This window comes from Streptomyces sp. NPDC026522, assembly GCF_055567555.1.
Genome location: NZ_JBVHQF010000005.1, coordinates 493,897 through 515,188 on the forward strand (window position 1 = coordinate 493,897; position 21,292 = coordinate 515,188).

20 protein-coding genes are annotated in these 21,292 nt (G+C 71.8%); 12 read left to right on the forward strand and 8 right to left on the reverse strand.

Annotated features, from left to right (window positions below; all coding sequences use genetic code 11):
- Window positions 1-17: 17 nt before the first annotated feature.
- Complete coding sequence (locus tag ACZ4M3_RS16320; RefSeq protein WP_467733010.1) at window positions 18-3,119, reverse strand: NACHT domain-containing protein; 3,102 nt, start codon at window positions 3,117-3,119, stop codon at window positions 18-20.
- Between the two features lie 113 nt (window positions 3,120-3,232).
- Here ACZ4M3_RS16320 and ACZ4M3_RS16325 point away from each other — a divergent pair, with 113 nt between their 5' ends.
- The 3 genes from ACZ4M3_RS16325 to ACZ4M3_RS16335 are packed head-to-tail and all read left to right on the forward strand — an operon-like array spanning window position 3,233 to window position 5,880.
- Entirely contained in the window at window positions 3,233-4,105 is an 873-nt protein-coding gene (locus ACZ4M3_RS16325) for a sterol desaturase family protein (RefSeq protein ID WP_467733012.1), read from the forward strand.
- Window positions 4,102-4,806, forward strand: coding sequence for a lysoplasmalogenase (locus ACZ4M3_RS16330; protein WP_467733014.1), 705 nt, complete (start codon window positions 4,102-4,104; stop codon window positions 4,804-4,806). Before ACZ4M3_RS16325 ends, ACZ4M3_RS16330 begins: the two co-directional genes overlap by 4 nt.
- Before the next feature lie 30 nt (window positions 4,807-4,836).
- Window positions 4,837-5,880 (forward strand): zinc-dependent alcohol dehydrogenase family protein, encoded by a 1,044-nt coding sequence (locus ACZ4M3_RS16335; protein WP_467733016.1) that lies wholly within the window; start codon window positions 4,837-4,839, stop codon window positions 5,878-5,880.
- 91 nt (window positions 5,881-5,971) lie between these two features.
- Here ACZ4M3_RS16335 and ACZ4M3_RS16340 read toward each other — a convergent pair whose 3' ends face one another.
- On the reverse strand, window positions 5,972-7,525 hold the full coding sequence (locus tag ACZ4M3_RS16340; RefSeq protein ID WP_467733018.1) for a S8 family peptidase: 1,554 nt from the start codon (window positions 7,523-7,525) through the stop codon (window positions 5,972-5,974).
- A 308-nt stretch (window positions 7,526-7,833) separates the two neighbouring features.
- Here ACZ4M3_RS16340 and ACZ4M3_RS16345 point away from each other — a divergent pair, with 308 nt between their 5' ends.
- The 3 genes from ACZ4M3_RS16345 to moaA all read left to right on the forward strand — a co-directional run bounded on the left by ACZ4M3_RS16345 (window position 7,834) and on the right by moaA (window position 10,991).
- Window positions 7,834-8,202 carry a DUF485 domain-containing protein gene (locus ACZ4M3_RS16345; protein ID WP_467733020.1) on the forward strand — a complete coding sequence of 123 codons (369 nt, stop codon included), beginning with the start codon at window positions 7,834-7,836 and terminating at the stop codon, window positions 8,200-8,202.
- Complete coding sequence (locus ACZ4M3_RS16350; protein ID WP_467733022.1) at window positions 8,199-9,824, forward strand: solute symporter family protein; 1,626 nt, start codon at window positions 8,199-8,201, stop codon at window positions 9,822-9,824. Before ACZ4M3_RS16345 ends, ACZ4M3_RS16350 begins: the two co-directional genes overlap by 4 nt.
- Window positions 9,825-10,001: 177 nt before the next feature.
- Complete coding sequence (moaA, locus tag ACZ4M3_RS16355) at window positions 10,002-10,991, forward strand: GTP 3',8-cyclase MoaA (protein ID WP_467733024.1); 990 nt, start codon at window positions 10,002-10,004, stop codon at window positions 10,989-10,991.
- An 80-nt stretch (window positions 10,992-11,071) separates the two neighbouring features.
- Here the strand turns inward: moaA and ACZ4M3_RS16360 are convergent, their stop codons facing one another.
- Window positions 11,072-11,329 carry a hypothetical protein gene (locus tag ACZ4M3_RS16360; RefSeq protein WP_467733026.1) on the reverse strand — a complete coding sequence of 86 codons (258 nt, stop codon included), beginning with the start codon at window positions 11,327-11,329 and terminating at the stop codon, window positions 11,072-11,074.
- Between the two features lie 138 nt (window positions 11,330-11,467).
- Window positions 11,468-11,845: a DUF3099 domain-containing protein gene (locus ACZ4M3_RS16365; protein WP_467733028.1), complete on the reverse strand. Its 378-nt coding sequence runs from the start codon at window positions 11,843-11,845 to the stop codon at window positions 11,468-11,470.
- Window positions 11,846-11,978: 133 nt separating this feature from the next.
- Between ACZ4M3_RS16365 and ACZ4M3_RS16370 the strand changes: the two genes are divergently transcribed.
- Complete coding sequence (locus tag ACZ4M3_RS16370; protein ID WP_467733030.1) at window positions 11,979-12,260, forward strand: GlsB/YeaQ/YmgE family stress response membrane protein; 282 nt, start codon at window positions 11,979-11,981, stop codon at window positions 12,258-12,260.
- 88 nt (window positions 12,261-12,348) lie between these two features.
- On the opposite strand, the gene tyrS is transcribed toward ACZ4M3_RS16370, so the two are convergent.
- The 3 genes from tyrS to ACZ4M3_RS16385 form a co-directional block, all read right to left on the reverse strand.
- Window positions 12,349-13,614 (reverse strand): tyrosine--tRNA ligase, encoded by a 1,266-nt coding sequence (gene tyrS, locus ACZ4M3_RS16375; RefSeq protein WP_467733032.1) that lies wholly within the window; start codon window positions 13,612-13,614, stop codon window positions 12,349-12,351.
- 96 nt (window positions 13,615-13,710) lie between these two features.
- A complete protein-coding gene (locus ACZ4M3_RS16380; protein ID WP_467733034.1) occupies window positions 13,711-15,111 on the reverse strand; it encodes a metallopeptidase TldD-related protein in 1,401 nt (466 codons plus the stop codon).
- Entirely contained in the window at window positions 15,111-16,634 is a 1,524-nt protein-coding gene (locus tag ACZ4M3_RS16385) for a TldD/PmbA family protein (RefSeq protein WP_467733036.1), read from the reverse strand. Before ACZ4M3_RS16385 ends, ACZ4M3_RS16380 begins: the two co-directional genes overlap by 1 nt.
- 185 nt (window positions 16,635-16,819) lie before the next feature.
- Here ACZ4M3_RS16385 and fabG point away from each other — a divergent pair, with 185 nt between their 5' ends.
- The 3 genes from fabG (at window position 16,820) to ACZ4M3_RS16400 (ending at window position 18,995) form a co-directional block, all read left to right on the forward strand.
- Window positions 16,820-17,539: a 3-oxoacyl-[acyl-carrier-protein] reductase gene (gene fabG, locus ACZ4M3_RS16390; RefSeq protein WP_453357642.1), complete on the forward strand. Its 720-nt coding sequence runs from the start codon at window positions 16,820-16,822 to the stop codon at window positions 17,537-17,539.
- 5 nt (window positions 17,540-17,544) lie between these two features.
- Window positions 17,545-18,315, forward strand: a complete 771-nt coding sequence (fabI, locus tag ACZ4M3_RS16395; protein WP_467733038.1) for an enoyl-ACP reductase FabI — start codon at window positions 17,545-17,547, stop codon at window positions 18,313-18,315.
- 224 nt (window positions 18,316-18,539) lie between these two features.
- A complete protein-coding gene (locus ACZ4M3_RS16400; protein ID WP_467733040.1) occupies window positions 18,540-18,995 on the forward strand; it encodes a hypothetical protein in 456 nt (151 codons plus the stop codon).
- Between the two features lie 8 nt (window positions 18,996-19,003).
- On the opposite strand, the gene ACZ4M3_RS16405 is transcribed toward ACZ4M3_RS16400, so the two are convergent.
- Window positions 19,004-19,675, reverse strand: coding sequence for a FadR/GntR family transcriptional regulator (locus tag ACZ4M3_RS16405; protein WP_467733133.1), 672 nt, complete (start codon window positions 19,673-19,675; stop codon window positions 19,004-19,006).
- Window positions 19,676-19,762: 87 nt separating this feature from the next.
- Here ACZ4M3_RS16405 and ACZ4M3_RS16410 point away from each other — a divergent pair, with 87 nt between their 5' ends.
- Together ACZ4M3_RS16410 and ACZ4M3_RS16415 are read left to right on the forward strand one after the other, a co-directional pair.
- Entirely contained in the window at window positions 19,763-21,052 is a 1,290-nt protein-coding gene (locus ACZ4M3_RS16410; RefSeq protein WP_467733041.1) for a CynX/NimT family MFS transporter, read from the forward strand.
- Between the two features lie 5 nt (window positions 21,053-21,057).
- On the forward strand, window positions 21,058-21,177 hold the full coding sequence (locus ACZ4M3_RS16415) for an SGM_5486 family transporter-associated protein (protein WP_467733043.1): 120 nt from the start codon (window positions 21,058-21,060) through the stop codon (window positions 21,175-21,177).
- Window positions 21,178-21,292 lie beyond the last annotated feature (115 nt).

Genomic DNA, 21,292 nt, shown 5'->3' on the forward strand with positions numbered 1-21,292 from the left:
CCCTCAGCCGGAGCGGCTCAGCCGATGTGGACGAGCCGCTCCGGCGCGATCAGCTCGGCGCCGGTGAAGGCGGACCTCCGGTCCAGCTCGATCCGCAGCCAGTGCAGCCCGGCCAGCGGGGAGAGGTCCACGACACCGGCGCACTCCACGAGCCGCAGCCGGCGGAGCCCCGGGAGGTCCACCAGCGGCCCCAGGCCGCCGGGGAAGCCGCAGCGCAGCAGCATCAGCTCGGTCAGCCTGCGGTACGGGGCGAGCACCCCGAGGTCCACCGACACGGTGTGCCGGATCTGGAGCGAGGTCAGGCCGGTCAGCGGCTGCCGTCTCGCCAGCTGCTCGTACTGCCGCTCGCCCGCGACGGTGAGGTCGTGCACCGCGGTCCAGCGCTCCAGCCCGTCGAGCGAGAGGCCCCGGGCGCCCTGCCAGAGGGTGAGCTTCACCAGCCCTGGCGCCGCGGGGACGTCCCCGATGTTCCGTTCCTTCGGCTCGAAGCCGATCACCAGCGACCGCAGGGCCGGGATCCCGGCGAGCGGGGCCAGCGACAGCCCGTCCGGCACGTACCCGAAGGCCAGGCTCTCCGGCGTCAGCTCACCGATCGGCTCGATCCCGGTCAGCCGCGGACAGTCGAAGACCCCGAAGTGTTCCAGCGCGCGGTGTCCGCCGAGGGCCGCCAGGTCCCGCAGCTCCGAATTGTGCTGCACGACCAGCCATTGCAGGTCCCGCCGGCCGGTGATCTCCGGGGGCAGCTGCCCGTTCCAGGTGAGGTGCACCCGGCGGACGTTCGGCAGCCCGCGAAAGGCCCGGAGCTGCTCCGGCGTGCGGATGTGCAAGTGGGCGGCCCGCATGGAGGCGCCCGCCAGGACCGCGTCCGCGTAGTCCCCGGTGGGGAAGCGGCCCCAGGACTCGGACAGCTCGTGGCCCACCTCGTAGCGGTCGTCGCGCCGGAATCCGGCGATCACCTGGAGCGCCCGGTCCCCGCCGATCAGCGCGGCCGTCCGCACGGTCGCCGCGGCCTCCTCCTCGCTGAGGTCCACCGGCTCCGGCAGCAGCTCCAGCACCAGCTCGCCCGCCTTGGCCAGTTCCTCCGCCTGGGCCGTGCTGTGCGGCGGCAACAGCCGCGCCGTGCGCGCCTGCACCTCGGCGCGTACCTGCGGATCCAGCTCGGGCGCGTGCTCCAGGCAGGCCGCAGCCAGCAGTACCAGCCGACTGCGGTCCCGCTTCACCTTGTCCGCGCGCCGCAGCAACTGGGTGAGCAGGCGCGCGCGTTCGTCGGGCCGGGCGTGGCCGACGGCCATCCGGACCACGTCGTCCCAGGCGTCCTCGTGGGCGTTGCGGATCAGTACGCCGAAGTCCCGGGACTCCACCGCGGCCTTGGCGCCCAGGTAATCCTGGAAGGTGCGGTGCACGAAGTGCACGGCACCGGGCACGGGCTCGCGCAGCAGCCCGCTGCGGATGAGCAGGTGCCTGAACACGCGCTCGGTGCTGCCCTGCGCCCGTACCTGGGGCATCGCGTCGAGCCATTCGTCGAGCATCAGCACGACCTCGTCCCGGGCCGCCTCCACCTGCCCGTTGCGGATGAGCCAGTACGCCAGCCGCTGGAGCAGCGCCGTCTGCTCGTCCCGGCTGAGGTAGACGCCCTCGACCCCCGCTATGTCCCGTTCGGTGTCGCGGCGGACCAGCAGCATGTCCAGCGCCGCGTCGTACAGCTCCTTGCGGGCGCGCGGCAGCTGCATCCGCCGGTCCCGGTTCAGGGCGCACAGCAGCGCGCACATCAGCGGGTTCGTCGCCAGCCGCCCGAGATCGCGGCGGGAGCCCACCGACTGGATCAGCGTCCGCTCGAAGGTGTCGAGCTGCGACCGCTCCTCGGCGGAGCCGCACTCCTCGCGCGCCGAGTCGTGCCAGTGCGTGATGAACGCCCGTACGTCGTCCCGCTCCATCGACACCAGCGACAGCGGGGCGAAGCCCTGTCCCCTGAGCCAGTCCTCCGGCACCGCGGACGGACGGGTGGTCACGACGTAACGCGCCTTCGGAAAGGCCGCGATCAGCGAGCGCAGCCAGGCCTCGGTCCGAGTGCGCAGCCGCTGGGGCACCTCGTCCACCCCGTCCACCAGCACCAGGGCCCGGCCGCTCGCCAGGAGGCCCTCGGTCCAGCCGGGCGGCGCGGTCAGCGGTACGCCGGAGGCCCGGAGCCAGTCCTCGGGGACGGGCAGCGCCTCGGAGGCGTGGAAGGAACGCAGCCGCAGGACGAAGGGGACCAGCGTGTTCCAGTGGGCCGGCCGGCGCCAGAAGCTCTGGCGCGCCGCGTTCAGTGCCAGCCACTGGACCAGCGTCGACTTGCCGGAACCGGCCGGCCCGCGCAGCAGCACCCGGTCCGAGCCCGCGATCGCCCGCTCCGCCTCGACGGTGGTCCGGTGCGAGCCCGGCTCCTCCGGCAGCGGGTCGCCGGTCACCGCGAGGCTGATGTACGCCAGGTCCAGCGGCCACTCCTGGCGGTCCTGGCCGAGCGTCAGGCCGTAGAGCTGGAGCCGGCCGTGGGCTTCGGCGATGTACTGGGTGTACTGCTGCTCGAAGCGGAGCTGCTTCGCGTCCGGGTACCCGGCCGGCTCCGCCGGCTGCCGCACGACGCGCTCCAGCCGGCCGGTGCGGCGGATCAGTTCCAGCTGGGCGTGGGGCCCGAAGGCCGGGAGGGTGGTGGCGTACTCCACCACGTGGAGGCAGCACAGGGCGGCCAGCCGCCGGTAGAGGGCCTCCGCCCGCTCGCTCAGGCCCCGTGGGGGCGGGGGCAGGGCCGCGGCCAGCGCCGCCGGGTCCAGGTCCACGGCGAAGAGCGCCTCCAGGTCCAGCGGCCCCAGCGCGGCGAAGGAGTCGGCGACCGCGTCCAGGGCAGCCAGGCGTTCGTGGCCGGGCAGTCCCGCCGCCGCCCCGTCCAGGCGGGCGGCCAGTCCGGCCGCCAGCGTCCGCATCTCGGCGTCGCCCAGTTCGGCGGGCCGCCGCCAGCGCGCCGAAGGTGCGGCCGGGTCGGGCGTCAGGCCCGCTCCCGGGGCGCGCGTCAGGAGCGACTTCACCAGCGCGCTCGCCGCCGTACCCGCCACCCGTAAGAGAACTGCCTCGAACCCGGTCACACGGCCTCCCCGCCCCGACCGACCAGTATGCGGGGTACCCCGGGTAACCCGGTCGGATACCGATCGGTAACAACCTCTAGCGGCAGCCCCGGAGGCGCCTCTATGGTGCGGGCATGCCGAACCTGCCCGATGTCGTGCTGTGGTCCATACCCGCCTTCGTGCTGCTCACCGTCGTGGAGCTGGTGAGCTACCGGATCCATCCCGACGAGGACGCCGCCGGATACGAGACCAAGGACGCCGTCACCAGCATCGGGATGGGCCTGGGCAGTCTCGTCTTCGACTTCCTCTGGAAGATCCCGATCCTCGCGGTCTACACCGCGGTCTACGAGCTGACGCCGCTGCGGGTGCCCGTCCTGTGGTGGACCGTGCCCCTCATGCTGCTCGCGCAGGACTTCTTCTACTACTGGCAGCACCGCGGGCACCACGTCATCCGGATCCTGTGGGCCTGCCACGTCGTCCACCACAGCAGCCGCAAGTTCAACCTCACCACCGCCCTGCGCCAGCCGTGGACCAGCGCCACCTCCTGGCCGTTCTACCTGCCGATGATCGCCCTCGGCGTGCACCCCGCGGCCATCGCCTTCTGCTACTCCGTCAACCTCGCCTATCAGTTCTGGATCCACACCGAGCGCATCGGGAAGCTGCCCCGACCGGTCGAGTACGTCTTCAACACCCCCTCCCACCACCGGGTCCACCACGCCTCCCAAGGCGGCTACCTGGACCGCAACTTCGGCGGGATCCTGATCGTCTGGGACCGGATGTTCGGCTCCTGGGTGGGCGAGGGCGACAAGCCCGTCTTCGGGCTGACCAAGAACATCGACACCTACAACCCGCTGCGGGTGGCGACGCACGAATACGCCGCCATCGCCCGGGACCTGCGCGGCGCCCGCACCTGGCGCGAGCGCGCCGGACGGGTCTTCCGCGGCCCCGGCTGGCAGCCCGCCCCGGCCGCCGGGCCCGCCAAGGCCCCGGCGGAGCAGGCCGCGTGAGCGCCACCGAGTCCCGTACGCCCTCCTGGGCCCGCCCCGTACCGGTCGACACCGCCGGGCGGACGCTGCTCGCCGCGTTCGCCGCCGCCGGGGCGGCCGACCTCACCTCGCTGCTCGCCGGCTGGCACCTCGGGCACGTCCTCGCCAAGCCGCTGCTGATGCCGCTGCTCGTCGCCTACGTCTGCTCCCGGCGCCACGGCGGCACCCGCCGCGCGCCGCGCCTGCTGGTGGCGGCCCTGCTCTTCGGCTGGGGCGGCGACCTGGCGCTGCTCTTCGGCGCCCCCGCCGCCTTCCTCATCGGCATGGGCTCCTTCGCCGCCGGGCACGTCTGCTACCTCCTGCTCTTCGGCAGGGGCAGGACGCACCCCGCGCTCGGGGGCGCGTACGCCACCGCGCTCGTCGCCACGGTCGCGCTGCTCTGGAACGACCTCCCGGCCGGGCTGCGGGTACCGGTAGCCGGGTACAGCCTGCTGCTCACCGCGATGGCCTACCGCTCCGGCGCCCTCGGGAGGCGCGCGGCGATCGGCGGTGCGCTGTTCCTGCTCTCCGACACGCTCATCGCCACGGGCGTCGCCGAGTGGCCGCAGCCGCCCCGGCCGGACTTCTGGATCATGGCCACGTACCTCGCGGCCCAGTACCTGCTGGCCACGGGCGCGCTCGCCTCCCGGCAGGCGTACGGTGGGTCAGTCATACAAGACTGAACCACACCCGATCCGGAGGGCTGCACCACCATGCGTGCCACCGTCATCCACGCCCCGCACGACATCCGCGTGGAGGAGGTGCCCGACGCTGCGATCCAGCGCCCCGAGGACGCCGTCGTCCGCGTCCTGCGTGCCTGCATCTGCGGCAGCGACCTGTGGGCCTACCGCGGCGAGGCCGCGCGCCGGCCCGGCCAGCGCATCGGCCACGAGTTCCTCGGCATCGTCGAGGAGACCGGCTCCGCCGTGTCCGGCCTGCGCGCCGGGGACCTCGTCGTGGCCCCCTTCATGTGGTCCGACGGCACCTGCGACTACTGCTCCGAGGGCCTGTACACCTCCTGCGTGCACGGCGGGTTCTGGGGCTCGGTCGGCTACGACGGAGGCCAGGGCGAGGCGGTGCGGGTGCCGCACGCCGACGGCACCCTGGTGAAGCTGCCCGCCGACGCCGCCTCCGACGAGCACCTGCTGACCGCGCTGCTCGCGCTGTCCGACGTCATGGGCACCGGCCACCACGCAGCCGTGGGCGCGGGCGTCCGCAAGGGCTCCACCGTCGCCGTCGTCGGTGACGGCGCGGTCGGCCTGTGCGGCGTCCTCGCCGCCAAGCGGCTCGGCGCCGAGCGGATCATCGCCATGGGCCGGCACGCCGTCCGTACGGACATCGCGAAGCTGTTCGGCGCCACCGACATCGTCGCCGAGCGCGGCGAGGCCGCCGAGGCGGCCGTCCGCGAGCTCACCGGCGGCCAGGGCGCCCACTGCGTCATCGAGGCCGTCGGCACCGAGGAGTCCATGCGCACCGCCGTGAACATCGCCCGCGACGGCGGGGCCATCGGTTACGTCGGCGTCCCGCACGGCAGCGGCACCGGCCTGGACCTCAGCGTGATGTTCGACCGCAACCTCACCCTGCGCGGGGGCGTCGCCCCGGTCCGGGCGTACATCCCGGAGCTGCTGGCGGACGTGCTGAGCGGCGCGATCGACCCGGCGCCCGTCTTCGACCGGACGGTCACCCTCGACGAGGTGCCGGCCGGCTACCGCGCGATGGACGACCGCAGCGCACTCAAGGTGATGATCACGCCCTGATTCTGACCAGCCGGGAACGGCCCGCGGGGGCCGGCCGGGGCACACTGCCCCGGGCCGGCCCCCGCCCGCGTTGCGCGGCCTCAGGGCCGGGTTACTTGACGGCCTTGAGCGCGTCGACCACGCCGTAGCCGTAGTAACCGGTCTGGCCCCACTTGCTCTGGCAGGTGGTGGCGTCGATCAGCGCGCCCGCGTTGTCGTAGATCTTGTCCGGGCAGGCCGTCTTCGTGGCCTGGGCCTTGAGCATCGCCTGGAGCTGGGCGGGCGTGGCCGAGGGGTGGGCGCTCTTGAGCAGGGCCGCGACGCCGGCGACGTGCGGGGAGGCCATCGAGGTGCCCTGCTTGTAGCCGTAGCCGCCGCCCGGGAGGGTGGACAGCACCCGGCCGTTGGCGTCCGGGGTGTCCGGCAGCTGCCACTTGTCCCCGCCGGGCGCCGCCACGTCGATGACGCCGAGGCCGTAGCTGGAGTAGTAGGAGCGCAGGCCCTTGACCCCGGTGGCGGAGACGGAGACCACGCCCGGCAGCTGCGTCGGCAGGTCCAGGCAGTCGTGCGGGTCGATCGTGCGCGGCGTGGGGGTCCCGTCGTCCGGGCTCGTGTCGTCCACGATCGAGTGGGACGCCAGGTCCCAGTTCTCGTTGCCCGCGGCGGCCACGTTGAGCACGCCCTTGCGCTCCGCGTACTTGCTCGCCCGGCCGAGGGCCTCCACCAGCGCCTTCTGGTCGTCGTCCGACTTGCAGTTGAAGTACCAGGGGTCGACGTAGTAGCTGTTGTTGGTCACCTCGATCCCCTTCTCGGCGGCGAACACGAAGCCGCAGACGACCGCTTCGGTGTAGAAGAGGCTGGACCCGGGCTCGCTCACCTTGATCGCGGCTACCTTCGCGCCCGGTGCGATGCCGGTGACGCCGATGCCGTTGCGGGCGGCCGCGATGGTGCCGGCCACGTGGGTGCCGTGGTCGCTGCCGTCCGGGTACGGGCGCCAGGCGCCGTCCGTGGTGTCGGCGACGCCGCCGACGCAGTTGGCCGACTGGCTCTTGGAGAAGTTCGCGGCGAGATCCGGGTGGGTGTCGTCGACACCCGTGTCGATGACGCCCACCGTGACGTCCGGGCTGCCGGCGTTGACCGCCTGCGCCTGATCGGCCTTGATCGCCCGCAGGTCCCACTGGTTGGGCTCCAGCGGCTCCTGACCGGCCTGCGCCGACGCCGCAGCCTTGGCCGCCTCCGCCGCGCTCAGGCGCTGCGTGGTGCCCTCCTCGGTGGTCTGCACCGTCGCGAGGGGGGCCGTGCGGGTGGCGCCGACCGATACGAACAGACCGCGCTGGGCGCGGAGCTGCTTGGCGAAGTCGGGGTTCTGCGAGTGGGCGACGATCACCCCGATCTGCTCGTACGACGCCACCACCGTGCCGCCGGCCCGTTCGACGGCCTTCTCGGCCGCCGTCACGGTCGCGTAGGTGTTGAGGTTCGCCACGTACGACAGCTTGGGGCCCGAGGTGTCGGGCTTCGCGGCGGCCGCCGCGCCCGCGGTCGTGCCGAGCGGTGCGGCGGAGGCCGCGACCGAGGGCAGGAAGGCGAGGGAGGCGGTGAGCGCCAGACCGACCGGTATGGCGAGACGGACGTGCCTCTTGGGGGATCGTGACCCCAGCTGAGCCATGGGTTCTCCACATCATCCGGGAAAGATCCGTCCCCGCGCGATCGCGCAGGGCGACGGGTTCATGACAGGCGAACCTAGTGCCGCCCTTCGTCTTTGCGCCATCAGTTCGAGGAATCAGGACGAAGAAGCCGACGGAGCGGCACGACGGAGAAGCCCGGCCGGGGAAACGGCCGAAGAAACGGAACCCGTTGAACCGTCCCGTCGCGCGAGCCGTGCCGTTGTCAGGGGGACCGGCGTTACCCCCCCCACACGGAGGTCGTCTTGTCCGTACCCACCCCCTCGCACCCGCGTCACAAGGAGAGCCCCCGGTGACAACCCAAGCAGCAGCGCAGCCGCCCGGCGGCGTGGAACCACTTCCGGCGGGCCGCACGGCCGAAGAGTTCGAACGCGTCCAGCAGAGCCCTGAGTTCGCCGAACTGCGCCGGTCCCACCGCTCCTTCGCCTTCCCGCTCACCGTCGCGTTCATCGCCTGGTACCTGCTGTACGTCCTGCTCTCGAACTACGCGGGCGGCTTCATGGGGACCAAACTCTTCGGCAACATCAACGTCGCCCTCGTACTCGGCCTCGCCCAGTTCGCGACGACCTTCCTCATCGCCTGGTTCTACTCGCGGCACGCCGCCACCCAGCTCGACCCCCAGGCCGCCGCCATCAAGGCCCGGATGGAGGCCGGCGAATGAGCGCTCCATTGCACCTGACCGTCGCCGCCGGTGCCACCGAGCACCGCCCGCTGATCATCACCCTGTTCGGGCTGTTCGTCGTCGCCACCCTGGTGATCACCATCTGGGCGGGCCGCCAGACCAAGGACGCCGCCGACTTCTACGCCGGCGGCCGCCAGTTCACCGGCTTCCAGAACGGCCTGGCCATCTCCGGCGACTACATGTCCGCCGCGTCCTTCCTCGGCATCGCCGGGGCCATCGCCCTGTTCGGCTACGACGGCTTCCTCTACTCCATCGGCTTCCTCGTCGCCTGGCTGGTGGCCCTGCTGCTCGTCGCCGAGCCGCTGCGCAACTCCGGCCGGTACACGATGGGTGACGTCCTCGCCTACCGGATGCGCCAGCGGCCCGTCCGTACCGCCGCGGGCACCTCCACCATCGTGGTCTCGATCTTCTACCTGCTCGCCCAGATGGCCGGCGCCGGCGTCCTGGTCTCGCTGCTCCTGGGCATCACCAGCGACGGCGGCAAGGTGGCCGTCGTCGCCCTGGTCGGCGTCCTGATGATCCTCTACGTGACCATCGGCGGCATGAAGGGCACCACGTGGGTCCAGATGGTCAAGGCCGTCCTGCTCATCGCGGGTGCCCTGCTGGTCACCTTCCTGGTACTGCTGAAGTTCCACTTCAACATCTCCGAACTGCTGGGCAAGGCCGCCGAGAACAGCGGCCAGGGCGCCAAGTTCCTGGAGCCCGGCCTGAAGTACGGCAAGGACGGGATCACGAAGCTGGACTTCATCTCCCTCGGCATCGCCCTCGTGCTGGGTACCGCCGGCCTGCCCCACATCCTGATCCGCTTCTACACCGTGCCCACCGCGAAGGCCGCCCGTAAGTCCGTGAACTGGGCCATCGGCATCATCGGCGCCTTCTACCTGATGACGATCGCCCTCGGCTTCGGCGCCGCCGCCCTGCTGAAGCGGGCCGACATCCTCGCCTCCAACAAGGCGGGCAACACCGCGGCCCCGCTGCTCGCCCAGGAAGTCGGCGGCGGTCCCGGCACCACCGGCGGCGCCGTCCTGCTCGCCGTGATCTCCGCGGTCGCCTTCGCCACCATCCTCGCGGTGGTCGCGGGCCTGACCCTCGCGTCCTCCTCGTCCTTCGCGCACGACATCTACGTGAACGTCATCCGCAAGGGCAAGGCCACGGAGAAGGAGGAGGTCCGGGCGGCCCGCTGGTCCACCGTCGTGATCGGCGCCGTGGCCATCGGACTCGGCGCCCTCGCCCGCGACCTCAACGTGGCCGGCCTGGTCGCGCTCGCCTTCGCCGTCGCCGCCTCCGCCAACCTGCCGACGATCCTCTACAGCCTGTTCTGGAAGCGCTTCACCACCCGGGGCGCGCTCTGGTCCATCTACGGCGGCCTGGTCTCCTCGGTCGTCCTGGTGCTGTTCTCGCCCGTGGTCTCCGGCAAGCCCACCTCGATGTTCAAGGACGCCGACTTCTACTGGTTCCCGCTGGAGAACCCCGGCATCATCTCCATCCCGCTGGGCTTCCTCCTGGGCTGGCTGGGAACCCTCCTGTCCAAGGAGCAGGCCGACCCCCGGAAGTTCGCGGAGCTTGAGGTCCGCTCACTGACGGGAACAGGCGCACACTGAAATACTCCGAACACCCGTCGTGGCCGTGTCGTAGTTCCCTACGACACGGCCACGCCGCGTCTCGTTCAATCGGGCACCACAACAAGTCACAGGCGTCGCGTAGGCTCGAAAGCAGCGCACACATGTCTCATCCGAGCTGCGCGACCTCTATGAACCGGACAGGGGAGGGGGCCCACAGTGCTTCTCGACACGTACGGCCGCGTGGCCACTGACCTGCGCGTCTCACTCACCGACCGGTGCAATTTGCGCTGCACCTACTGCATGCCCGAAGAAGGCCTGCAGTGGCTGCAGAAGACGGACCTGCTCAGCGACGACGAGATCGTCCGGCTGATCCGCATCGCCGTCACCCGGCTCGGCATCACCGAGGTCCGCTTCACCGGCGGCGAACCGCTGCTGCGCCCCGGCCTGGTCGGCATCGTCGAGCGCTGCGCGGCCCTGGAGCCGCGGCCCAGGATGTCGCTCACCACCAACGGCATCGGCCTCAAGCGCACCGCACAGGCGCTCAAGGCCGCCGGCCTGGACCGAGTGAACGTTTCGCTGGACACCCTGCGGCCCGAGGTGTTCAAGACCCTCACCCGCCGCGACCGCCACCACGACGTCATCGACGGGATGGCCGCCGCCCGCGCGGCCGGTCTCACCCCCGTGAAGGTCAATGCGGTGCTGATGCCCGGGCTGAACGACGACGAGGCCCCCGACCTGCTCGCCTGGGCCGTGGAGAACGCCTACGAGCTGCGCTTCATCGAGCAGATGCCGCTCGACGCGCAGCACGGCTGGAAGCGCGACGGCATGATCACCGCCGGTGACATCCTCGCTTCGCTGCGCACCCGCTTCACCCTCACCGAGGAAGGCGCCGACGAGCGCGGCTCCGCCCCCGCCGAGCGCTGGCTCGTGGACGGCGGTCCGGCCACCGTCGGGGTCATCGCCTCCGTCACCCGCCCGTTCTGCGGCGCCTGCGACCGCACCCGCCTCACGGCCGACGGTCAGGTCCGTACGTGCCTCTTCGCCACCGAGGAGTCGGACCTGCGGGCCGCGCTGCGCTCGGGCGCCCCGGACGAGGAGATCGCCCGTCTGTGGAAGGTGGCGATGTGGGGCAAGAAGGCCGGCTCCGGCCTCGACGACCCGAGCTTCCTGCAGCCCGACCGCCCGATGTCGGCGATCGGCGGCTGACCGCCGAGCTGTGCCACGAGGCCCCGTCCGGCGACCGGACGGGGCCTCGTCCCGTTCTCCAGCGGATCTCCGGTCGTCCTCTAGCGCTCGCGCTCCGAGCCCTCCGGCTGGACCCACTCCTCCAGCTTCACGACGTCCTTGAGGAACCCGCGCACGCCGAGGAACTGCGAGAGGTGCTCGCGGTGCTCCGCGCACGCCAGCCACGTCTTGCGGCGCTCCGGCGCGTGCAGCTTCGGGTTGTTCCACGCCAGGACCCAGACCGCCGCGGCGCGGCAGCCCTTGGCGGAGCAGGTGGGATCGGTGCCGGGAGCGCTGGTGTCCGTATCAGGGGAGTTCACAGCCTCAACCCTACAAACGGAAGGGCGACGCCGAGCAGCCACGGGGGGAGCTGCCCGGCGTCGGTCCGTCGCTCCGACGGGGGATGCGGAGCGCGTAGGCAGTATGTCACGCAGGACCCGGTGCGGTGCACCGGAACTTCATGATTGATCTGAGGTTTTCTTGAGGTTTCCCGCCTCCAGCGCCGGGTGCACAGGGGCGGGCACGAAGTGCGAGGGCAGCGAGGGCGCCGACTCGCGCCCCGCGTTGGCGATGACCACCGCGACGTACGGCAGCAGGGCCCCCGCCACCAGCGTCACGATCGCCACATGACGCTCCACGTTCCACAGGAGAACGGTCGCGATGACCGACAGGGTCCTGATCGTCATCGAGATCACGTACCGGCGCTGCCGGCCGCGCACGTCCTCACTGAGGCCCATCCGCGCTCCGGTGATCCGGAAGACCTCGGCCCCGTTCCGCTTCGACCGTTCCACTTTCCACCACCTGCTCCACCCGCCGGGCGCTCCCGGCCCGGACATCTCCACCGTACGCCGCCGCCACCAGGGCGAGGAGAGGGGGTGCCGCCCGAATGGCGCTACCGGGAATGCGGCCCGGGCGGGGCGGCCCGAGACTGGCCGCACCTGCGCACAACGCGCCACGAGGAGGCTCGACATGCATTGGTTGTGGGCGATCATCGTCGGTTTGGTGCTGGGGCTGATTGCCAGGGCCATCCTGCCGGGCAAGCAGCACCAGCCGATCTGGCTGACCGTGATCTTCGGCATCATCGGAGGCGTCCTGGGCAACGCCGTGGCCACGTGGATCGGTGTCCACGACACCAAGGGCATCGACTGGATCCGCCACCTGCTCCAGCTCGCCGGAGCCGTCCTCATCGTCGGACTCGGCGACATGGTCTACATGGCGCTCAAGGGCGACCGGCGGCGGCAGACGACCTGACCCCCCAGGCGCCCCCGTCCGTCCGGGCCATGGCGAAGGGGCCGGCCGGACAGACGTCCGTACCGGCCCCTCCGCGCGCGCCGTGGGGTCAGCCCGTGACCTCGACCGCCGCCAGGTTCTTCTTCCCGCGCCGCAGCACGAGCCAGCGTCCGTGCAGCAGCTCCTCCCGCGCCGGGACCGCGTCCTCGGCGGTCACCTTCACGTTGTTCACGTAGGCGCCGCCCTCCTTCACCGTCCGCCGGGCCGCGGACTTGCTGGCGACCAGGCCCGTCTCCGCGAGCAGGTCCACGACCGGGACGAGCTCGGCCACCCGGGCGTGCGGCAGCTCCGACAGGGCCGCGGCCAGCGTCGAGGGGTCAAGGTCCGCCAGCTCGCCCTGGCCGAACAGCGCCTTCGAGGCGGCGATCACGGCGGCGCACTGGCCGGCGCCGTGCACCAGCGTCGTCAGCTCCTCCGCCAGCGCCCGCTGCGCGGCGCGCGCCTGCGGCCGCTCGGCGGTCTGCTTCTCCAGCTCTTCGAGCTCCTCGCGGGACTTGAAGGAGAGGATCCGCATGTAGCCCGAGATGTCCCGGTCATCCACGTTCAGCCAGAACTGGTAGAACGCGTACGGGGTGGTCATCTCCGGATCCAGCCAGACGGCCCCGCCCTCGGTCTTGCCGAACTTGGTGCCGTCCGCCTTGACCATCAGCGGGGTCGCCATCGCGTGCACCTGCGCGTCCGGCTCGACCCGGTGGATCAGGTCGAGGCCGGCCGTCAGGTTGCCCCACTGGTCGGAGCCGCCCTGCTGGAGGACGCAGCCGTGGCGCCGGTACAGCTCCAGGAAGTCCATCCCCTGGAGCAGCTGGTAGCTGAACTCCGTGTAGCTGATGCCCTGGTCGGACTCCAGCCGCTTGGCGACCGAGTCCTTCGTCAGCATCTTGTTGACGCGGAAGTGCTTGCCGATGTCCCGCAGGAACTCGATGGCGGACATGCCCGCCGTCCAGTCCAGGTTGTTGACCAGGACCGCCGCGTGCTCGCCCTCGAAGGAGAGGAACGGCTCGATCTGCGAGCGCAGCCGGTTCACCCACTCCGCGATGACCGCCGGGTCGTTCAGGGTGCGCTCGGCGGTCGGGCGCGGGTCGCCGATCTGGCCGGTGGCCCCGCCGACCAGCGCCAGCGGCCGGTTGCCCGCCAGCTGGAGCCGGCGCATGGTCAGCACCTGCACCAGGTGACCCACGTGCAGCGAGGCCGCGGTGGGGTCGTAGCCGCAATAGAACGTGACAGGACCGTCCGCGAACGCCTTGCGCAGCGCTTCTTCGTCGGTGGACTGGGCGAACAGCCCGCGCCACTTCAGTTCGTCGACGATGTCCGTCACGGTCGTGACTCTCCTTGAACGAGGTGAAAAGAGGTGCTGAGGGGTATCCCCGCCAGTCTAGGCGGGCGGAGCCGACCCCTCAGACGCCCTCGCTGATCAGACGCCCTTGCTGACCGAGCTCATGTTGAAGTCCGGGATCCGAAGGGCCGGCATCGCGGTGCGGGTGAACCAGTCGCTCCACTCGCGCGGCAGGGTCTTCTCGGTCCGGCCGGCCTCCGTGGCCCGCGACAGCAGGTCCACGGGGGACTCGTTGAACCGGAAGTTGTTGACCTCGCCGATGACCTCGCCGTTCTCCACCAGGTACACGCCGTCCCGGGTCAGCCCCGTGAGCAGCAGCGTCGCCGGGTCGACCTCGCGGATGTACCAGAGGCAGGTCAGCAGCAGGCCGCGCCCCTGGTGGCCGGTGCCGGCCACCATCTCCTCCAGCGACTTCTCCCCGCCCCCCTCCAGGATCAGGTTCCCGAAGCCGGGGGAGAGCGGGAGCCCCGTCAGGTCCGCGCTGTGCCGGGTCGTGGTCAGGCGGGCGAGCTCCCCGCCGCTGATCCACTCCGTCGCCGGGACCGGCAGGCCGTTGTCGAACACCGAGGCGTCGTCGCCGGAACTGTGCGCGATCACGAACGGCGCGGACTCCAGGCCCGCCGCGTGCGGGTCGCTGCGCAGCGTCAGCGGCAGCCCGGACAGCTTCTCCCCGATCCGGGTGCCGCCGCCGGGCTTGGAGAAGACCGTCCGGCCCTCCACCGCGTCCCGGGCCGCCGCCGACCACATCTGGTAGATCAGCAGGTCCGCCACGGCCGTCGGCGGCAGCAGCGTCTCGTACCGCCCGGCCGGCAGGTCGAAGCGGCGCTCCGCCCAGCCGAGGCGTACGGCCAGCTCCGCGTCCAGCGCGGTCGGGTCCACGTCCTTGAAGTCCCGCGTGGCGCGGCCCGCCCAGGCCGAGCGCTGGCGGTCCGGCGACTTCGCGTTCAGCTCCAGCGTGCCGTTCGGCTGGTCGTGGCGCAGCCGCAGCCCCGTCGAGGTGCCGACGTACGTGGAGACCAGCTCGTGGTTGGCGAAGCCGTACAGCTCCCGGCCGCCCGCGCGGGCCCGGGCGAAGGCCTCGCCGAGGGCCGGGGCGAAGTCCGCGAACACCGCCGAGGAGGTCTCGGCGGGGGCGTCGGTGAAGTCCGGCGCGGCCGGGGTGCCGGTGATCAGGGGCTGGGCGTCCTCGGCCGGTCCGGCGTTGCGTGCGGCCGCCTCGGCGGCCCGCACCAGCGGCTCCAGGTCGTCCGCGGTGACGGCGGAGCGCGACACGACCCCCGAGGCCGTGCCCTCCTTGCCGTCGACCGTGGCGATGACCGTCAGGGTCCGGCCGCGGGTGACGCCGTTGGTGGTGAGCGCGTTGCCCGCCCAGCGCAGGTTGGCCGTCGACTCCTCGTCGGCGATGACGACGCAGCCGTCGGCGGTGGACAGCTCCAGGGCCCGCTCGACGATCTCGTGGGGCTTCGTACGAACCGACATCAGCGTCCGGCCTCCTGGGTCGTGTTCAGGATGTTCACGTCACGGAACAGCGCGGACGGGCAGCCGTGGGACACGGACGCGACCTGTCCCGGCTGCGCCTTCCCGCAGTTGAAGGCGCCGCCCAGCACGTACGTCTGCGGGCCGCCGACCTTCTCCATCGAGCCCCAGAACTCGGTGGTCGTGGCCTGGTACGCCACGTCACGCAGCTGCCCGGCCAGCCGGCCGTTCTCGATGCGGAAGAACCGCTGCCCGGTGAACTGGAAGTTGTAGCGCTGCATGTCGATCGACCAGGAGCGGTCGCCGACCACGTAGATCCCGCGCTCCACCCCGCCGATCAGGTCCTCCGTGGACAGGCCGCCCGGATCCGGCCGGAGCGACACGTTCGCCATCCGCTGCACCGGCACGTGGCCGGGCGAATCGGCGAACGCGCAGCCGTTGGAGCGCCCGAGCCCGGTCAGCTTCGCGATCCGGCGGTCCAGCTGGTAGCCGACCAGGGTGCCGTCCTTGACCAGGTCCCAGCTCTGCGCCTCGACGCCCTCGTCGTCGTAGCCGATGGTGGCCAGGCCGTGCTCCGCCGTGCGGTCACCGGTCACGTTCATGATCGAGGAGCCGTACCTGAGCTCGCCCAGCTGGTCGAAGGTGGCGAAGGAGGTCCCCGCGTACGCCGCCTCGTACCCCAGCGCCCGGTCCAGCTCGGTGGCGTGCCCGATCGACTCGTGGATGGTCAGCCACAGGTTCGACGGGTCCACGACCAGGTCGTAGCGGCCGGCCTGCACACCGGGCGCCCGCATCTTCTCCGCGAGCAGACCGGGGATCTGCTCCAGCTCGGAGTCCCAGTCCCAGCCGGTGCCCGTCAGGTACTCCCAGCCGCGCCCGGCCGGCGGGGCGATGGTGCGCATCGAGTCGAACTCGCCGGTGGCGGCGTCGACGGCGACCGCGGTGAGCTGCGGGTGGATCCGTACCCGCTGCTGGGTGGTGGAGGTGCCGGAGGTGTCGGCGTAGAACTTGTTCTCGTGCACGGCGAGCAGCGACGCGTCCACGTGCGTCACGCCGTCGGCGGCCAGCAGCTGCGCGCTCCACTCGGCCAGCAGGGCCGCCTTCTCCGCGTCCGGCACGTCGAAGGGGTTCACGTCGTAGGCGGAGATCCAGGTCCGGTCGGCGTGCACCGGCTCCGCGGCGAGCTCGACCCGCTCGTCGGAACCCGCGGCCTTGAGCACCTGCGCCGACAGCTTGGCCATCGCGACGGCCTGCGAGGCCACCTTGGCGGCGGCGTCCATGGTCAGGTCCACGCCGGAGGCGAAGCCCCAACTGCCGCCGTGCACCACGCGCACCGCGTAGCCGAGGTCGGTGGTGTCGGAGCTGCCGGAGGGCTTGGCGTCGCGCAGCCGCCAGGAGGCGCTGCGGATCCGCTCCAGCCGGAAGTCGGCGTGGTCGGAGCCCAGCGCGCGCGCCCGCGCGAGCGCCGCGTCAGCGAGCGCCCGCAAGGGCAGCGCGGTGAAAGCCGCGTCGATGGAATGGGGCACGGAATTCCTCCCGGGGTCGGGGCCGGTCGCCCCGATCATGTCGCGCCCGGGGCCGTTGTGCACACTTCTTTCTGTAGAGACTCGACAGAGGCCGCGGCAAGGCCCTGTGGGGCCCCGATTCTCCTTATCCGAGCCGGGACCGATAGGTTTTTGTTCATCACACAGCTAAGCGAAAGGGTGATCCGTTGAGCCGCTCGGTTCTCGTCACCGGAGGAAACCGGGGCATCGGCCTCGCCATCGCCCGAGTCTTCGCGGAGGCGGGCGACAAGGTCGCGATCACGTACCGGTCCGGCGAGCCGCCGCAGGAGCTCACCTCCCTGGGCGTCCTGGCGGTCCGCTGCGACATCACCGACTCGGAGCAGGTGGAGCAGGCCTACAAGGAGATCGAGGACAAGCACGGCGCGGTCGAGGTGCTGGTGGCCAACGCCGGCATCACCAAGGACACGCTGCTCATGCGGATGTCCGAGGAGGACTTCGCGTCGGTCGTCGACACCAACCTCACCGGCACGTTCCGGGTCGTGAAGCGGGCCAACCGCGGGATGCTGCGCGCCAAGAAGGGCCGCGTCGTCCTGATCTCCTCGGTCGTCGGCCTGCTCGGCGCCGCGGGTCAGGCGAACTACGCCGCCTCGAAGGCCGCTCTGGTCGGCTTCGCCCGCTCGCTCGCCCGTGAGCTCGGTTCCCGCAACATCACCTTCAACGTCGTCGCCCCCGGTTTCGTGGACACCGACATGACGAAGGTGCTCACGGACGAGCAGCGCGCGGTCATCATGCAGCAGGTGCCCCTCGGCCGCTACGCGCAGCCCGAGGAGATCGCGCAGGTCGTGAGCTTCCTGGCGTCCGACAACGCCGCGTACATCACCGGAGCCGTCATTCCCGTAGACGGCGGATTGGGCATGGGTCACTGATCACCATGAGTGGAATTCTCGAAGGCAAGCGCATCCTCGTCACGGGGGTGCTGATGGAGTCGTCCATCGCCTTCCACGCCGCCAAGCTGGCCCAGGAGCAGGGCGCCGAGGTCATCCTCACCGCGTGGCCGCGCCCCTCGCTGACCGAGCGCATCGCCAAGAAGCTGCCCAAGCCCGTGAAGGTGATCGAGCTCGACGTCACCAACGACGAGCACCTGGCCCGTCTGGAGCAGCTCGTCCGTGACGAGCTCGGCGGCCTGGACGGGGTCGTCCACTCCATCGGTTTCGCGCCGCAGGACGCCCTGGGCGGCAACTTCCTGAACACCCCGTTCGAGTCGGTCGCGACGGCCATGCACGTCTCGGCGTTCTCGCTGAAGTCGCTGACCATGGCGTGCAAGCCGCTGTTCCCGGCGGAGGGCGCGGCCGTCGTGGGCCTGACCTTCGACGCGCAGTACGCCTGGCCGCAGTACGACTGGATGGGTCCGGCCAAGGCCGCGCTGGAGGCCACCAGCCGCTACCTCGCCCGTGACCTGGGCAAGGAGAACATCCGCTGCAACCTGGTCTCGGCCGGTCCGATCGGCTCGATGGCCGCGAAGTCCATCCCGGGCTTCTCGGAGCTGGCGGACGTGTGGAACTCCCGCTCGATGCTGGAGTGGGACATGAGCGACCCGGAGCCGGCGGGCAAGGGCGTCGTCGCCCTGCTGTCCGACTGGTTCCCGAAGACCACCGGCGAGATCGTCCACGTGGACGGCGGCCTGCACGCCATGGGCGCCTGACCTCCGCGTCGGCTCCGTACATCCGTACGGCGGTGGCCGCGCTTCCCTCCGGGGAGGCGCGCCCACCGCCGTTTCGGCCCCCGGGGCACGGCTGCGTGGGGGCGTTCGACCGGATGTTCGTCGTCTGGCCGGATCTTCCCGAGTCGAAAACCGGGACATGTGCCTGCAAACTGACCGGGCCGGGACTTTCCCGGGTCCTTCGGGGAGGAGGTACGGGCGTGGGCGTGAGGCCGAGCCGAGCGGTGTCACTGCTGGTCACCCCCGTGGCGCTGGCCGCCCTCCTGATCCCGGGAGCCGTCGCACAGCCCGCGCGCGGCGAGCCCGTGCCCGGGGCCCCGGCCGCCGGGGGCCCGGCCGCGGAAGGACTCGGCTCCCCGGACGTGGCCGTCGTGGACCTGGCCGAGATCCCCGCCGAGCCGCCCGTGCCGACCGAGCCGCCCGGCCGGGAGCTGTTCGGGGCCGACTGCGACACCGTGATCGAGGCCTCGCAGGTGACGGCGTACTGCCACAACAGCTTCCCGCGGACCGACCTGGTGCGGCTGCACGTGGAGTGCGACCGGTGGTGGGACATCGACGGGGACGGCGCGGCCGTCGCCGTGGGGCCGGCCGGCCGGGTCGAGCTCAGCGGCCGCTGCTGGAAGGAGGTCCGCTCGGCGTGGGTGAGCCACGAGCGCGGCTGAGCTGACGGCTACCGCTCGCGCAGGCAGGCGAACGGGTAGCCCGCCGCCTCCGACGCGGCCGTGTCCGCGTCCCCGCGCCGGATCGCCTCGACCAGCCGGCCGTGGTCCAGGTGCGTCCGCGCAGTAAGTTCCGGGCCGACGTCCGCGCGCAGCCAGTCGGCCACCAGGTCGCCCAGGTCCGCGTACAGGCCGACCAGCACCTCGTTGTGCGAGGCCGCCACCACCGCCATGTGCAGACTGACGTCCGCCGCGACGAACAGCTCGGCGTCCCCGCTGTGCCAGGCCTCCTCGCGCCGGGCCAGCAGCGCGTCCAGCTGGGCGAGGTCCCGCTCGGTACGGCGCTGGGCCGCCAGCCGGGCCGCCGAGGACTCCAGCGTCGAGCGCAGTTCCGCGATGTGCCGGGGGTCCGCCGCGGCGAAGCGCCGGTGCATCACCCCGGCCAGCTCGCTGGTGGCGAGCACGTACGTGCCCGAACCCTGGCGGATGTCGAGCAGGCCGTTGTGGGCGAGGGCCCGGACGGCTTCGCGCACCGTGTTGCGGGCGACGCCCAGCAGCTCGACCAGTTCGGGCTCGGTGGGGATGCGGGCGCCCACGGGCCACTCACCCGAGGTGATCTGGTTCCTGAGCTGGGCGATCACTTGGTCGACGAGCGCGGATCGCCGGGGCGAGGTCAGCGGCATGCGGTCGGGGTCCTCTCGGGGCACGCGGGCGAAGCGTGGGGGAGCGGGGCTGGACAACCAATCATCCCATGATTCTATGATGGAGCAATGTCCGAGGATGAAGTCCAGACCATGAACCGGCCCGGAGCCACCCGCTCGGCGCCCCCGCAGCCCCTCGCCGCCTCCGCCACCCCCGAGCCGGCCTGGCTCGGACCCGTACTCATCGTCGGCATCGTGATCGCCGCCCTCAACCTGCGGCCCGCCATCACCAGCCTCGGCGCCCTCTTCGAGGAGACCCGTACCGGTCTCGGGATGAGCGGCACCGTCGCCGGACTCATCACCTCGGTCCCCGCCCTCTGCTTCGCCGTCTTCGGCGTCACCGCGCCCCGCCTCTCCCGCCGCTTCGGACCGGCCGCGGTCGTCTGCGCCGGCATGGCCGCCGTCGCCACGGGCCTGCTGATCCGGCCCTTCGCGACCAACGCCGCCGGGTTCCTCGCGGCCAGCGCCCTGACCCTGGCCGGCATAGCCCTGACCAACGTGCTGCTCCCGGTGATCATCAAGCGCTGGTTCCCGGACCGCGTCGCCGCCATGACCGGCCTGTACTCCATGTCCCTGGCCGCCGGCACCTCCCTCGCCGCCGCCGCGACCGTCCCGCTCACCTCCGCCCTCGGTGGCAGCTGGCGCACCGGACTGCTGGTCTGGGCCGTCCTCGCCGTGGCCGCCGTCCTGCCCTGGCTGCCCATCGCCGTCGCGAGCCGCCGGGCCGCCCGGGCCGCCACCCCCGCCGGGAGCGGCACCGACACCGGCCCGCGCGTCGTGCGCAGCCGCACCGCCTGGGCGCTGGCCTGCTACTTCGGCCTCCAGGCCACCGGCGCCTACGTCACCATGGGCTGGCTCGCGCAGATCTTCCGCGACGCCGGCGTCTCCGCCTCCACGGCCGGCGTACTGCTCGCCGTCACCATGTTCATGGGCGTCCCGCTCGCCTTCGTCATCCCCCGCCTCGCCGGGCGGATGCGCCACCAGGGCCCCATTGCCGTCACCCTCGGCCTCTTCGGCCTCCTCGGGTACGCGGGCCTCTGGTTCGCCCCGGCCGCCGGGGCCTGGGCCTGGGCGCTCCTGCTCGGCGTCTCCAACTGCGCCTTCCCGCTGGTCATCACCATGATCGGACTGCGGGCCAAGTCGTCGGCCGGGGTCGTCAAGCTCTCCGCCTTCGCGCAGAGCGTCGGCTACCTGATCTCCATCCCCGGCCCGCTGCTCATCGGCGCCCTCTACCAGCACAGCGGCGGCTGGGGCCTGCCCCTGGCCCTGATGGCCGGGCTGCTGGTCCCCCAGATCGTGCTCGGCGTGCTCGCCGGACGGGACCGCACGATCGAGGACGAATGCGGCATGGGAGACTGACCGGCATGTCGCCCGTACTCGAACCGAACCCCCAGAACGGCCACCGCAAGCTCGGCCTCGTGCTCGGCGCGATGCTCGTCGTGACCGTCATCATCGCTGTCATCGCCACGATCGCCTCCCCGTGACTCCCCGCCCCGCGAGGGGCGGAAGGTAGGGCCAGCCCCCGTACCCCTAGGGGGTCAGGCTCAGGGTGAACTGGGGTGTGCCCCGGATGGGAGCCGCGGCGCCGGATCAATAGAT